This is a genomic window from Streptomyces sp. ISL-36, assembly GCF_018614205.1.
In the GTDB taxonomy this organism is placed as follows: Bacteria; Actinomycetota; Actinomycetes; order Streptomycetales; family Streptomycetaceae; genus Streptomyces.
Map to the genome: position 1 here is coordinate 18,119 of NZ_JAGGOS010000090.1, position 13,769 is coordinate 31,887.

Annotated in this window: 13 protein-coding genes; 8 read left to right on the forward strand and 5 right to left on the reverse strand. The window is 71.0% G+C overall.

Going from position 1 to position 13,769, the window contains the following annotated elements; genetic code table 11:
* The first annotated feature begins 83 nt into the window (after nt 1–83).
* A complete protein-coding gene (locus tag J7E93_RS22770; protein ID WP_215071788.1) occupies nt 84–488 on the forward strand; it encodes a hypothetical protein in 405 nt (134 codons plus the stop codon).
* 113 nt (nt 489–601) lie between these two features.
* On the opposite strand, the gene J7E93_RS22775 is transcribed toward J7E93_RS22770, so the two are convergent.
* The 3 genes from J7E93_RS22775 to J7E93_RS22785 form a co-directional block, all read right to left on the reverse strand.
* Nucleotides 602–1,879: a phosphatidylserine/phosphatidylglycerophosphate/cardiolipin synthase family protein gene (locus tag J7E93_RS22775; protein ID WP_215071789.1), complete on the reverse strand. Its 1,278-nt coding sequence runs from the start codon at nt 1,877–1,879 to the stop codon at nt 602–604.
* A 78-nt stretch (nt 1,880–1,957) separates the two neighbouring features.
* Nucleotides 1,958–2,170 carry a DUF397 domain-containing protein gene (locus tag J7E93_RS22780; RefSeq protein WP_215071790.1) on the reverse strand — a complete coding sequence of 71 codons (213 nt, stop codon included), beginning with the start codon at nt 2,168–2,170 and terminating at the stop codon, nt 1,958–1,960.
* Nucleotides 2,152–2,994: a helix-turn-helix transcriptional regulator gene (locus J7E93_RS22785; protein WP_215071791.1), complete on the reverse strand. Its 843-nt coding sequence runs from the start codon at nt 2,992–2,994 to the stop codon at nt 2,152–2,154. The genes J7E93_RS22780 and J7E93_RS22785 overlap by 19 nt, the downstream gene beginning before the upstream one ends.
* A gap of 143 nt (nt 2,995–3,137) precedes the next feature.
* Here J7E93_RS22785 and J7E93_RS22790 point away from each other — a divergent pair, with 143 nt between their 5' ends.
* Both J7E93_RS22790 and J7E93_RS22795 read left to right on the forward strand, forming a co-directional pair.
* Complete coding sequence (locus tag J7E93_RS22790) at nt 3,138–3,515, forward strand: hypothetical protein (RefSeq protein WP_215071792.1); 378 nt, start codon at nt 3,138–3,140, stop codon at nt 3,513–3,515.
* 255 nt (nt 3,516–3,770) lie between these two features.
* Nucleotides 3,771–5,015 carry a serine hydrolase gene (locus tag J7E93_RS22795; RefSeq protein WP_215071793.1) on the forward strand — a complete coding sequence of 415 codons (1,245 nt, stop codon included), beginning with the start codon at nt 3,771–3,773 and terminating at the stop codon, nt 5,013–5,015.
* 26 nt (nt 5,016–5,041) lie between these two features.
* Here the strand turns inward: J7E93_RS22795 and J7E93_RS22800 are convergent, their stop codons facing one another.
* A complete protein-coding gene (locus J7E93_RS22800) occupies nt 5,042–7,411 on the reverse strand; it encodes a YfhO family protein (RefSeq protein WP_215071794.1) in 2,370 nt (789 codons plus the stop codon).
* A 125-nt stretch (nt 7,412–7,536) separates the two neighbouring features.
* On the opposite strand from J7E93_RS22800, the gene J7E93_RS22805 reads away from it, so the two are divergent.
* The 3 genes from J7E93_RS22805 to J7E93_RS22815 all read left to right on the forward strand — a co-directional run bounded on the left by J7E93_RS22805 (nt 7,537) and on the right by J7E93_RS22815 (nt 10,283).
* Nucleotides 7,537–8,538: a glycosyltransferase family 2 protein gene (locus tag J7E93_RS22805; protein ID WP_215071795.1), complete on the forward strand. Its 1,002-nt coding sequence runs from the start codon at nt 7,537–7,539 to the stop codon at nt 8,536–8,538.
* A gap of 94 nt (nt 8,539–8,632) precedes the next feature.
* Nucleotides 8,633–9,277, forward strand: a complete 645-nt coding sequence (locus tag J7E93_RS22810; protein WP_215071796.1) for a SurA N-terminal domain-containing protein — start codon at nt 8,633–8,635, stop codon at nt 9,275–9,277.
* Nucleotides 9,278–9,311: 34 nt separating this feature from the next.
* Complete coding sequence (locus tag J7E93_RS22815; RefSeq protein WP_215071797.1) at nt 9,312–10,283, forward strand: nucleoside triphosphate pyrophosphohydrolase; 972 nt, start codon at nt 9,312–9,314, stop codon at nt 10,281–10,283.
* Between the two features lie 214 nt (nt 10,284–10,497).
* On the opposite strand, the gene J7E93_RS22820 is transcribed toward J7E93_RS22815, so the two are convergent.
* On the reverse strand, nt 10,498–11,706 hold the full coding sequence (locus tag J7E93_RS22820; RefSeq protein WP_251066934.1) for a globin domain-containing protein: 1,209 nt from the start codon (nt 11,704–11,706) through the stop codon (nt 10,498–10,500).
* Nucleotides 11,707–11,839: 133 nt separating this feature from the next.
* On the opposite strand from J7E93_RS22820, the gene J7E93_RS22825 reads away from it, so the two are divergent.
* Complete coding sequence (locus tag J7E93_RS22825; protein WP_215071799.1) at nt 11,840–13,114, forward strand: cytochrome P450; 1,275 nt, start codon at nt 11,840–11,842, stop codon at nt 13,112–13,114.
* Nucleotides 13,115–13,227: 113 nt separating this feature from the next.
* On the forward strand, nt 13,228–13,769 hold a 542-nt coding region (locus tag J7E93_RS22830), incomplete at its 3' end, for a transglycosylase family protein (protein ID WP_215071800.1).

The window sequence follows — 13,769 nt, forward strand, 5'->3', positions numbered from 1 at the left end:
ACGGAGGGGAGGGGTCCTTTTTGTCCCTTCCGTGACATGTAGCGTTCGCGTTCGATCATGTACACGTCCCCAAGGAATCCTTCATGACTACGCCGACGCCCGTCACCCCCGAGCAGCCCGCCACCCCCGGCGAGCCGATCGCGCCCGCCGAGCCCGCCAAGAAGAAGGGCGGGATCGGCAAGAAGATCCTCGGTGTCGTCGTGGCGATCGCCGTCGTCCTGTTCTGGAAGCTCGGCGTTCCCTACATCACGGGCGATGCTCCCGTGCACGCCGAGGCCGGCGACTGCGTCACCGTGTCGGGTCCGGAGAACGACCCCAAGGTCGACAGCAAGCCGTGCACCGAGAAGGTGGCCGACCTCTACAAGGTGGTCAAGGTCATCGACAACACCTTCGACGTCGAGAAGTGCGGCGAGGTGGGCGAGGTCGCCCTCGCGCAGCAGCTGCAGTCGGACAAGTTCGTCCTCTGCCTGGACCCCGTCAAGAACTGACGTCGTCCACAGCGACCGAAGGGGCTGGACCGATGCGGTCCAGCCCCTTCGGCGTTGCAGGTCAACAGGTCAACAGGTCAACACGTCAGCAGGTCAACAGGCCGGCCGGCAGGTCAGCAGGCCGCGGGTACGTCGCCGTTGGCGGGCTGGTGGGTGGTGGCGGCGCGGAGCTTGTTGTAGTTGGCGACGTACGCGTCGTGGAGGGCGGGGTCCTCCAACTGGAGCATCGTCTCGTCGCTCTGCCGCAGGGAGTTGGTGGTCCAGTTGTGGCTGCCGGTCCAGAGGATCTTGCGGTCAGGCGTGTTGTAGTAGTTTCCCTCGATCAGCAGGTACTTGTCGTGGATCCAGGTGGCGTCCTTGCCGCAGTAGTACTTGGTGATGACGCCGCCGTACGCGTTGGTCGTCTTGGCGAGCAGCTTCTCCAGAGACGCCTTCCCCAGGGAGTTGGCCGTGTCGTACGTCATGGCGACCTCGACGTAGCACCCCTGGGCGTCGAGCTCGACGAGCTTGTCGGCGAGGTAGGGGCGGGCGAAGGCCGTCATGCTGACGCGGATACGAGTGCGATGGGTGTCGGTCGTGCCGACCACGGAGTTCCCGAAGCACTTGACGTTGTCGAGGACCGTGCTGACGGTGTCCTCGCTGGGGTCGCTGTAGAAGACCGAGTCGCTGGTCGCGGCACGGGGATAGAAGTGGATCTTCGCGTTGCCGGAGGCCAGGGGCGGGCGGCCGGTGTCGTAGTAGTTGTTGTTGGACCGGCGAGCGGCGAGATCGTCGAAGTAGCCGTCGTACGCGTTGTAGATGGCGTCGTTGCCGGTGAGCACGAGCGCGTTGTTCCAGCCCTTGGTCCCGTCCCGGCCGTCGTTCAGGTTGGCGGACGACTGCACGACCACGCGAGGCGTGCCCTGGGTCTCGGACAGCAGCATGAACTTGTTGTGGTTGATGGCCGTGACGCCGTTCATGGCGCGCGTCCCCACGCAGCCGCGTCCCTCGCCGCAGTTGATGACCCAGGACGGCTTGGTCGTGTCACTCCCGAGCGCGGCGACCAGGTTGTTGTACGGCGTCTGGTTCTCGGCGACGACCTTGTGGTCGAAGATCGCCTGGACCTGCACACCTCGCGCGTGCGCGTTGATGAGCGCCGTGGGCAGGCTGCCTTCCTTGGCGTAGTACATGGCCACCCGGATCCGCGACCCGGCCGGGGCCCCGTCGACGAGCTCGACCTGCCGGTTGACGATGGCCCATCTCTCGGCGTCGGTGCCTATGGGGTTGTTGAAGACGGCCTCGGTCGTCACCCCGGCGGTCTCGGCACCGGCGGGAGCGGCGGAGAGGGTGAGCGTGGTGGCGAGCAGCGCCGCGGCGAGAGCGCCGGCGCGGAGCGTATGGCGAATACGCAAGAGAGTTCCCTTCGGACATGTGTCGGGTCCGTCCCCCTGCCGGTTCGGCAGGAGGACGAAGTCCCGATCATGCCCGCCTCAAGCCGCGAGCGTGTCGCCATCCTTGAGTCCGGCGACGAAGGAGGACCAGGCGGCGGCCTCGAAGACGAGGGCCGGGCCGGTGGGGTTCTTGCTGTCACGGACGGGGACGAGGGCGGGGAGGTGGTCGGCGACCTCGACGCACGCGCCGCCGTCCTGGTTGCTGTACGAGCTCTTGCGCCAGGTGACGTTGTTCAGATCGACGGCTCGCACGGTGCTTCCTCCAACGTCCGCATGATGAACTTCCGTGTATCGACCGGGGAAAGGGCCAGGTCGCGGACCCGATCGTAACTGAGCTGAAGTCTCTCGACGGCTGCTGTTTCCTCCGCGAGCTCGCCGGAGTATCCGGTCTCCACCCAGGCCACGGTCTTGCCGTCATTGAGCCGCATGAACATCACGTCCGTGTTTGTCAGGGCATGCGGGCCGGCGGAATGCGGAACGACCTGGACGGTGATGTTCTGGCGCTCGCTCATGGTCAGCAGGTGCTCCAGCTGCTCCTGCCACTCCCCGACGTTCGGTAGCGGCGTGCGCAGAACCGCCTCGGACAGAATCGTGCGGAACGGTGGTGCGCTGTCCGTCATCAGCAGCTCACGCCGCCCTATGCGTGCTTCGACCTGACGGGTCAGCTCCTCGCCGCTCATGCCACCCGCCGACAGTAGGGTGCGCGCATAGCCCTTGGTCTGGAACAGGCCGTGCACGGTACTGACTCCGTAGTGCCACAGGCTCATCGCCTCCGCCTCCAGCGTCATGTACCGGCGGTACTTCTCCCTGAACTGCGTCGGGTCCCCCACCGCCAGCTCCCACAGCGCCAGCAGCAACCCCGGCGTCCCGTAATGCTGGTCCAGCGCCTGGACGACCTCCGGGCCGCCCAGCGTCTCGCCCTTCTCCATCTTGGCGAACAGCGACCAGTCCCAGCCCAGTACCTCGCCCAGCCGTCTCAGGCTCTCGCCCCGCGTGGCCCGCAGCTGCCGCAGTTCCTCCGCGAACCGCTTGCGCGGCTCCTGGCTGCGGCCCGTCACCACCCGTCTCGCCGGCATCGCGCGCTCCCCTTGTGGAAGGTGTGGAACTACCCGCGCGACGTGGGGAAGTACAGCCCCGCAGCGCTCTTCGTTCCCTGATCCGGGGCCATTCTCGTAGTGCCCGGATCACAGAGGGTAATCCACGCCGAGGAGCGGAATCCATGGAATGCGGAGATCTGGTGTACGACCAAGTGGCTCGTGTGGTAGGGGAGTTCAGGGGTCCGGCCGGCCCCTATGTGATGCTCCGCCCCGTCGGTGGCGGCCGTGAGTGGCAGGCGCACCCCGACGACCTGCGCCCGGCCACCCCGTCCGAGCGGCTCTCCGCCGGCGTCCGAGTGGCGAACGGCCGTGCCGCCCGGGCTCTCGCGCCGCACGCGCCGGTGCCGGACCTGAGCGGCCCGCCCGCCCCTGTGCCTCATTGCCTGGAGTGCGCCCTGCTCGCCGAGCAGCGCCGGGCGGCTCGGGTCCGCTTCGACGGCAGCGCGGAGAGCGACGCGAACGTCCTCCTCCGCCGCCACCTGGACGGGGACCACGCATGACCCCTGGACACGCCCGCTTGTATCGCTTGGTTGGTCGCCGCGGTGCACCTTGTACTCGACGCTTGATACAAGCATCGTCTCCCGGGGATTACGGGACAGCCCTTGGCGACGGCCCGGGCCGGGGCCGCCTCACCGACCGGCGCGGCTCCGAACGAGTGGACTCGCGGGCACGCGTACCGGCCGGGGGATCTCCACGGCGGGCCCGGGTGGTGTTGTTGCCGTCCCGAGCCCGAGACCTGGAAGAGGCACCCCGACGTGCGCCGTACCCCCTACCGCAGACTGTTCGCCGCAACGCTGCTCGCGGCGTCCGTGCTGGCCCCGATGGCAGCGACTTCCGCGACGACCGTCCACGCCACGACCCCCCACGCCTCGACCCCCCACGCCTCGACCGTCGGCGCCGCGAGCGTCGACGGTCACGACAAGGGCGACTGCCCGCCGGGCGGTCTCGGCCCCGAGCTGACGGCCCGCCTGGACAGGACGATCGAGGACGTCCGCCGGCAGGCGGGCATCCCCGGTGCCGTCGTCGGGCTGTGGATGCCGGGCAGGGGATGCTACGTCCGCGCGTCCGGTGTCGCCGACACCGTCACCCGCGAGCCGATGTTCAAGGACACCTTCGTCCGGATCGGCAGCGAGACCAAGACCTTCACGGTCACCGCGCTGCTCCAGCTCGTGGACGACCGCCGCATCCGGCTGGACGACCCGATCTCGAAGTACATCCTCGGCGTGCCCAACGGTCACCGGATCACCCTGCGCCACCTCGCCGAGATGCGTAGCGGACTCTTCCCGTACACCGCCGACCCGGACTTCAACCACGACCTGCTGAGCGACCCCAAGCGCTCCTTCACCCCATGGGAATCGCTCGCGTACGGCTTCAGGCACCGCAACACCTTCGAGCCCGGTCAGCAGTTCCAGTACTCCAACTCCAACCTCGTCCTGCTCGGCCTGGTGATCGAGAAGGTCAGCGGGCACAAGCTCGCCGACGTCATTCACAAGCGCGTGCTCCGCCCGGCGCAGCTGCACCACACGCTCTTCCCGGAGGGGGCCGAGTTCCCCGAGCCGCACGCGCGCGGCTACACCGACCAGACGCTGAACGGCGCGATCGCGGACGCCACGGACTGGAACCCCAGCTGGGCCTGGGCGGCCGGGGCGATGATCTCGGAACTGCACGACCTGCGCCGCTGGGCCAAGGTCCTCGCCACCGGGGAACTGCTCAGCCCCGAGACCCAGGCGCAGCGGCTCAAGACGCTGCCGACCGGCTTCCCCGGCACCAGCTACGGCCTCGGGATCTTCGAGACCAACGGGTGGATCGGGCACAACGGCTCCATCCCGGGCTACGAGACCGTGACCGTCTATCTGCCCTCGCAGAAGGCCACCCTCGTCATCATGATCAACACGGATGTCACCAGCCGGGGCCAGGAGCCGTCCACGCCTCTCGCCCGGGCGATCACGGCGGTCGCCACCCCGGGCAACGTCTACGACGGCGCGGTCGTCACCCCCTAGGTGGTGGCCCGTGGTGGCCCGGTGGCTCACGCCGTCCGCGTGAGCTCCTCCCCCCGGACCGGGACACTCGACGCCCGTTCCGGGTGGCGGCGCCCCCGCCTCGTGGCCCACGGCCACGCCAGGAGCGCCGCCAGGGTCACCGCGCCCGTCACCAGTCCCGCCCTCAGCCCCGGCGGCCGGAAGTCACAGGTCACCGAGGTGCGTGAGCCGTCGACGCGGACCGCGACCAAGCCGCCGTAGCTCTTTGCCGGGCGGCCCTCGCAGCTCCAGCCCGCGATCCGGGGCGCCGCCACGACGACCGTGCCGCGCGTCCCCGGGGGGAGCTCGGCCCGGATGCCGCTGTCGCCGACCTCGACCGCCGTCGGCGCCGTCGCCCGCAGGGCCGCCACCGCCGCCGAGAGCCGCTTCCGGTCCAGACAGCCCACCCGATGCCACGTCCGCTTCCCCGTCAGGACCGGCCGGGCGCCCGCCGCCCGCTGCACCCCGAGCGAGGTCATCGCCGCCCGCCGTCGGGGAAGTTCGCCGCTCAGCATCACCGCCTCACCGCCCGTGCCGAGCCGGGCCGTCCCTCTGAAGTCGGGGGCCCACAGAAAGACCTCGCTGCCCACCGGGCAGACCCCGTCGGCGGGCCGGTCGTACACCCGCGCCCCCAGCAGCCGCTCCTGGTTGAGGAAGGCGGACACCCCGTACCGGGGGCCGTCGCCCTCCGGACGTACAGAGACCAGCGGCAGCACCGGGCCCGTCCGCACCACCCGGTCGTCGCGCCATCGCGCACCGACACCGAACACCGCGTCCGTCACCGGGTTGTCCAGGCTCTGCAGATTGCGCCCGCCGGACGTCCAGCCGCCGCCGAGCGCCGCCAGCGTCTCCGTCAGCACGGCCGGGGTGTGGCTGCTGTAGTACGCGGCGCCCTGCCCGCCCAGGAGCAGCGGTTCGTTGCCGGTGATCTGCTCGCGGCCGGAGTCGGTGCGGTACGCGGGCCAGCCGTCGGCCGCGGCGAGCGCCTCCCTGCGGCGCTCGTGCTCGGCGCCGTACGCCGGGTAGTCGTCCAGCCGGCCGAGCCGCACCCGGTCCGCGTACGCCGTGGTCGCCGCCGCCTGCCCGACGAGCGCCCCCGACAGCAGCACGGCCGCGACGACGGCATGCCGCCCCCTGCGGGCCAGCCACAACCCGCCGCCCGCCGCCGCGAGACCGGCCGCGAGCAGCGGGTACGACCACACCGTCACCAGATCACTGGCCGTGGCCCCCACGGCGACCGCCGCCACCACGCCCGCCCCGCCGAGCAGGGCGCGCCGGCCGGGCCGGCCGTAGGAGAGTCCGGTCCAGGCGGCGAGGACGAGGACCCCGGAGAGGACGAAGGTCTGCCGGTACGGGCTGCCGTTGGGGGTGGCGAAGACGTGCCACACGAGGTGGGTGGGGCCCCACTGGAACGACACCGCGACCGCCACGGCGAAGCCGGCCCACAGCGCCCGCTCCCGCCGCGGGACCTTCCGGTGGAAGAGGAGCGCCCCGGCGAGCAGCAGGGTGCCCGTGCCCAGGAACGCGGCGGGGGTCGTGAAGCTGTACGTCGCCGGGAGGAACCGCGCGAGGACGTCCGGCACGCCGGCCGGCTCGAACTCCCTCGGCAGGCCCGGATAGGCGTGCCGGGAGCCGAGGAACACCGGTACGAGGACGGGGGCGGCGAGCCCGATCCCGAGCAGGACCGTCACGATCGCCCGTACCGGAACACGCCACTCCCGGTCGCGTGCCGCCGCCAGCCGTACGAGCAGCACCAGCGCCGCTCCGAGCGTCGCCATGTACGCCGTGTAGAAGTTGGCGACCCAGCACAGGGCGACGACCGCCGGTCCGAGCAGGGGCCGCCGGCCTTCCCGTACCCACTCGCCCACCAGGCACAGCAGCGGGAAGGCGATCAGGCCGTCCAGCCACATCGGGTTGTACGTGGCCTCGATGACGGCCCAGCCGCACAGCCCGTACGAGGCGCCGAGCACCGCCGCCGCCCACCGGGGGCCGGGCCGCAGCCGTAGCAGGGTCACCGCCATGGCCGCCGACGCGGCGGCCATCTTCAGGACGGTGACGGCGTAGACCGCGTACTCGATGTCCTCGCGCGGGAAGAGCACGACGAGGAGAGCGAACGGCCCGGCCAGATAGGTACCGAGGTCGGGCAGGAAGGCGGTGCCCCAGCCGGACTGCCAGTTGAGCAGCAGCCCGCCGTCGGTCCTGCCGTGCAGCAGGTCCCACAGATGGGCGTGGTACGGGACGAACTGGTTCGCGAGGTCGTTGACGCCGCGCCGGCGGGGGCCGAAGGGGAACGTACGGGCGACGGCGTCCCCCGCGCTCACGGCGAGCGCGGTGAGAAGGGCGGCGAGGGCGGGCGCCCGGGGGGTCCGGATCTTCATGATGGTCCGAATATGCCAGCACGGAAGCCGAAAAGGCTTTCCTCGCAATCCAGTTCATGCAATGGTCGCCTGCCGGTCATGTGGTGAATCGGCCGACGACATGACGGTGGGTTGTCGTTTCTTCCGTGCTGCTCTCGATTGTGGTTCCGTGCTTCAACGAAGAGGAGATCATCGGTCGCTTCCACGACCATGTGACCACCGAACTCTCCGCTTTCGACGGCGAATTCGAACTGGTCTATGTGGACGACGGAAGTCATGACCGTACGCTCCCGCTCCTGGCGGAGATCGCCGCCTCCGACCCCCGCGCCCGCTATGTGTCCTTCAGCCGGAACTTCGGCAAGGAGGCGGCGATGCTGGCCGGCCTCCGGCATGCCGAGGGCGACGCCGTCGTCATCATGGACGCCGACCTCCAGCATCCGCCGGAGCTCGTGCACCGCATGGTGCGCCTGCACGCCGAGGGATACGACCAGGTCATCGCCCGTCGTACGCGCACGGGCGACCGGGTGACCCGCACCCTGACGGCCCGCGCCTACTACTGGGCGATCAACCGCCTGGTGGACGTCGAGCTGGTGGACGGCGTCGGCGACTTCCGGCTGCTGTCCCGCCGTACCGTCGACGCGATCCTCGAACTCACCGAGTACAACCGATTCTCCAAGGGGCTCTTCGCCTGGGTCGGATTCCGCACCACCACATTCGAGTACGAGAACGCCGTCCGCGAGCAGGGACGCTCGAAATGGAGCTTCGGAAAACTGCTCAACTACGGGCTCGACGGACTGCTCTCCTTCAACAACAAGCCGTTGCGCGCCGCCGTCTATCTGGGAATGCTGCTGGTCTCGGTCGCCCTGGCGTACGCGGCCTGGATCGTCGGTGTCGCCCTGGTGAACGGAGTGGACACCCCCGGATATGTCACGCTGCTCGTCACCGTCACGGCGCTGGCCGGTGTCCAGATGGTGATGCTGGGACTCGTCGGCGAGTACGTCGGCCGCATCTACTACGAGGTGAAACGGCGCCCGCACTTCCTGGTGAAGGCGACGAACGCGGACACGGACGCCCCGGCGACGATCACGCCGCGACCCGACACCACCCGAACACGTGAGTCGTTGGTCGAGACAGTCGCCACGAAGTAGTGGTCCCGAAGTAGTGGCCCCGATCCCGGCGACTGCCTAACATCGATCACCGCAAGGTCGTTCCACTGATGCACGACCAGCCCGGGAGGCTCCTTTGCACCGCCGCACTGCGCTCTCCGTCTCCGCCGCGCTCCTCGCCGCGGCGCCGCTGCTCTCCGCCTGCGGGAGCGGCGCCCATCCAGGGGCGGCGGCCGTCGTCGGCGGCGAACGGATCGAGGTGTCCAGCCTGCAGGCTCAGGTGCGGGACGTCCGGACCGCGCAGCAGGCCTCCCCGCAGTCCGCGCAGCTGATCAAGGCCACCGGAGACCTCAGCCGCGAGAAGCTGAACGTGATGATCTTCGACCGGGTGGTGGACCGCGTCGCCGAGGACAACGGGATCACCGTCGACCGGGGCGAGGTCCAGAAGGCCCGCGCCGAATTCGTCGAGCAGAGCGGGGGCGAGGACCAGCTCGCCGCGATGCTGCTCCAGCAGCAGGGCGTCGCCCCCGACCAGATCGACGGGGTCGTGCGGCGCACGGTCCTCATGAACAAGATCGCCGCCAAGCTCGGCATCGCGAACACCCCCGAGGGCCAGCAGAAGCTCACCCAGGTCTTCACCGCCGCCTCCAAGGCGCTCAGCATCGACGTGAACCCGCGCTTCGGCGCCTGGGACGACGAGAAGATCCAGCTGGGGACGTTCAGCCCGGCCTGGCTGCGGCAGATCAGCCAGCCCCCGGAGGCCGCGGAAGCGGGCGCGTAGAAAGGCCGCCCCGCCCTCCACGTAAGGTCGAAGGGTGAACGCTGAAGCACCCGCCGAGCCCGGTCGTGTCATCCTGCTCACCGCCAGCCACCGGGTGGCGCCCGGACTGCTGTCCTGGCCCGCCTGGCAGGCGCTGCGCGCCGCCGACCGGGTGCTGTGCGCCGACGAGCACCACCCCCAGCTGCCGTACCTGCGCGAGGCCGGGATCACCGTCGAGCACATCCGGCCCGCCGCGCAGGACCTCGTCGACGCCTGCGCGGGCGGCAGAACCGTCGTGGTCCTGCCCTCCGGCGAGGGCGACCAGGCCCTGACGGACGGGCTCGCCCGGCTGGCCGGCTCCGGCCGGGTCGCGATGCCCGACCTGGAGCTGCTGCCCGGCTCGTACGACCTGCCCGGCGCCCGGCTCCTCGACCTGGTGCAGGTCATGGACCGCATCCGCCGCGCCTGCCCGTGGTCCTCCCAGCAGACCCACGAGGGGCTCGCCAAGTACGGCATCGAGGAGGCGTACGAACTCGTCGAGGCGATCGAGGCCGGCGACCGGGTCGAGCTGCGCGAGGAGCTCGGGGACGTCCTCCTCCAGGTCGTCTTCCACGCCCGGATCGCCGAGGAGGACGAGGAGGAGCCCTTCTCCGTCGACGACGTCGCCGGGACGATCGTCGAGAAGCTGATCCACCGCCATCCGCACGTCTTCGGCGACGCGACCGCCGAGACCCCGGAGGACGTCAAGGAGCACTGGCTGCGGACCAAGGCGATCGAGAAGCAGCGCGACTCCGTCACCGACGGCGTGCCGCTGGGCCAGCCCGGGCTCGCGCTCGCCGCGAAGCTGGCGGGCCGGGTCCGCACGGCGGGCCTGGACGTCGAGGTGCCTGCGGGCGAGGGCATCGGCTACGAACTGCTCGCGCTCGCCGTACGGGCCGAGGAAGCCGGCGTCGACCCGGAGGCGGCGCTGCGGGCCGCCGCCCGGGCCTACCGGGACGCGATCCGCGCGGTCGAGAACGTCGACTAGGGCGGGCACCGTCAGGGCCGGTGCGGGGCCTGGCCTCTAGACCGGGCACCGTCAGTGCGGCGGACGGCCTGGCCTCTAGACCGGGCACCGTCAGGGTCGGCGCGGGGCCTGGCCTCTGGGACGGGCACCATTCAGAGCCGGGGCGGGAGCCGGGCCTCTCGGACGAGCACCATTCAGGGCCGGCGCCGGGCCCTGGCCTCTCGGACGGGCGCCGTCAGGGCCAGCGGGGGGACCGGGCCTCCGGGTCGTGCCAGAGCAGTTCCGGCGGCTCGATGAACCACTCGGCGGTGCTCGCCGGACGGGTGGGGAGGCGGCCGACGGCCGGCAGCCGGTCGTGGAAGATCCGCGCCGGGTCGGTGCCGAGGTGCTCCAGGACGGGAAGGGTCTCGGCGAGAAAGCCGGGCGGCCCGGCCAGATAGACGTCGTGCTCGGGCCACTTCCCGCAGGTGGGGAGGGCCAGGACCAGCCGCTCGGTCGCCTGGTCGCGGGGGTGGAGAGGGGCGGAGGCGATGTAGGTGACGTGCAGCCCGGGTATCCGCTCCCGCAGGCGCTCCGCCTCCGGCCGCCCGTAGAGGTACTCCCGGGCGCGCGCGACCAGGAAGAGACGGGCCTCCACACCCTCGGCCGCCCGCGGGCCCTGCGCCACCTCTTCCAGGAGCGCCTTCACCGGCGCCCAGCCCGTGCCGGCGGCGATATAGGTGCGCGGCGCGCCGGGCGCGGTCCGCGAGGTCAGCGCCCCGCCCGGTGCGCTCAGCCGCAGCGTCTCGCCCTCCCGCACCTCGTCGACGAGCGCCGTGCTCATCGCCCCGCCCCGGATCCGGCTGACGTGCAGCTCCAGGGTCCCGTCCGCGCGCCCCGCGTTCGCCAGCGAGTACGTCCGCCAGACCCGCGGGACCCGCAGCGAGCTGACGCCGGCGTACTGCCCGGGGCGGTACGGGAAGGGCTGCCGGGGCTTCAGGGTGAGCAGCGCCAGATCCTCGTCGTACCGCTCGTGCCGCACCACCCGGGCGTCCCACCAGGCGGGCTCCCCGGCCTGGGCCGCCTCCTGGGCCCCGCGCTTCATCTGCTGGGCGACGAAGCCGTACGCCTCGGTCCAGGCCTTCTCCGCCTCCACCGTCCAGGCGGCCCCGGCGGCGTGCGCGAACGCGGCGACGAGACTGGCCCCGACGGCCGCGTAGAGCGCCGGCGAGGCCAGGAACTTGCGGTGGTCGCGCCCCAGATGGGCGAGATAGCCCGGGAGGGCGGGGTCCTCCAGGTGGGTCACCACATGGGCCAGGGCGGCGAAGAGCCGGTCGCGCTGGGGACGCATGTCCTCGGGGAAGAGCTCGCGAACGCCCGGGTTGTTCCAGAATAAGTGGGAGTAGAAGAAGGTGACGGCATGCTCGGCACGTCGCTCGACGACGGCGAACGTGCTTCTGATCAACTGGGGATCCACTCCGGAGAATCTAGGCCACACCCCCCGCCGTGCGACCGTCCTTTCGGTACCAACCGTGCGCGACGCGTATATGGCCTGACGGAGGGGCGGCGCGGGGGACGGCCCCGTTACTGTCAGGACCATGCACGACCAGCCCCCCGCCCAGCCCCCCGCGCCCGGCGACACCACGCCCCCCGAGCTCTTCACCTGGGAGTTCGCCACCGACCCGTACCCGGCCTACGCCTGGCTGCGCGAGCACGCGCCGGTCCACCGGGCGAAGCTGCCCAGCGGTGTGGAGGCGTGGCTGGTGACGCGGTACGCGGACGCCCGGCAGGCCCTGGCCGACCAGCGGCTGTCCAAGAACCCGGCGCACCACGCCGAGTCCGCGCACGCCAAGGGGAAGACGGGCATCCCGGGGGAGCGCAAGGCCGAGCTGATGACGCATCTGCTCAACATCGACCCGCCGGACCACACACGGCTGCGGCGGCTCGTCTCGAAGGCGTTCACCCCCCGCCGGGTCGCCGAGTTCGCCCCGCGGGTCCAGGAGCTGACCGACCGGCTGATCGACTCCTTCGCGGCGAAGGGCGAGGCCGACCTCATCCACGAGTTCGCCTTCCCGCTGCCCATCTACGCCATCTGCGACCTGCTCGGCGTCCCGCGCGAGGACCAGGACGACTTCCGGGACTGGGCCGGGATGATGATCCGGCACGGTGGGGGGCCGCGCGGCGGGGTGGCGCGGTCGGTGAAGAAGATGCGCGGCTATCTCGCCGAGCTGATCCACCGCAAGCGGCTCGACCCCGGCGACGACCTGATCTCGGGGCTCATCAAGGCGTCCGACCACGGAGAGCACCTGACGGAGAACGAGGCCGCCGCGATGGCGTTCATCCTGCTCTTCGCCGGGTTCGAGACCACCGTCAACCTGGTCGGCAACGGGGTCTACGCACTGCTGCGCGAAGAGGGGCAGCGCGAACGCCTCCAGGCCTCGCTCGCGGCGGGGGAGCGGGACCTCCTGGAGACCGGCGTCGAGGAGCTGCTGCGCTACGACGGGCCGGTGGAGCTGGCGACCTGGCGGTACGCCATGGAGCCGTTGACGATCGGCGGGCAGGAGATCCCGGCGGGGGATCCGGTTCTCGTCGTGCTCGCGGCGGCGGACCGGGACCCGGAGCGGTTCACCGAGCCGGACACCCTCGATCTGTCCCGCCGTGACAACCAGCATCTGGGGTACGGCCACGGCATCCACTACTGCATCGGTGCGCCGCTCGCCCGTCTCGAGGGACAGATCGCGCTGGCGACGCTGCTGACTCGCCTGCCGGACCTGCGACTTGCGGCCGATCCGGCCGATCTGCGCTGGCGCGGCGGGCTCATCATGCGCGGATTGCGCACGCTTCCGGTGGAGTTCGCCACAGTTGCGAAGTGACGTGCCGTCAAGACTGTGACTTTTACGTGATCTCCGCTGCATCGACTTGTGACTGACGTTCGAATGCCGCTACGTTCACCGTCACCTCAGCAGTCACGCGAAAGGCACTCCGCATGCGCTCCGGGAACGGACGACACCGCAGACCCCGCCAGGCCCCCGCCCTCGTCGTCGCCGCAGGCGTGACCGGATCGGCTCTCGCGCTGCCGTTGCTCGGCGCGGGCTCCGCCTCGGCAGCCGACGCCGCCACGTGGGATCGCGTCGCCGAATGCGAGTCGGGAGGCCTGTGGAGCGCCCACTTCGGCAACGGGCTCTACGGTGGACTCCAGTTCACCCAGGAGACCTGGGAGACGTACGGCGGTCTCGCCTACGCGTCCAGCGCGGACCTCGCCAGCCGCGCGCAGCAGATCGCGGTGGCCGAGAAGGCGCTCGCCGCGGGCTCCACGCAGTGGGACACCTGTGCCCCGATCGCCGGCCTGACGAACGACGGTGCCGCCCCCGAGGTCGACCCGGGACCGGCCGTCACTCCGACGGAGCCCACGGGGCCGGTCGAGGAGTCGAACTGGACCTCGGGCCTGGTGACCACCCCCGAGACCGCCGCCACGACCCCCGGCTCGACCTCCACCGCGCCGACCGCGCCGACCGCGCCGACCGCGCC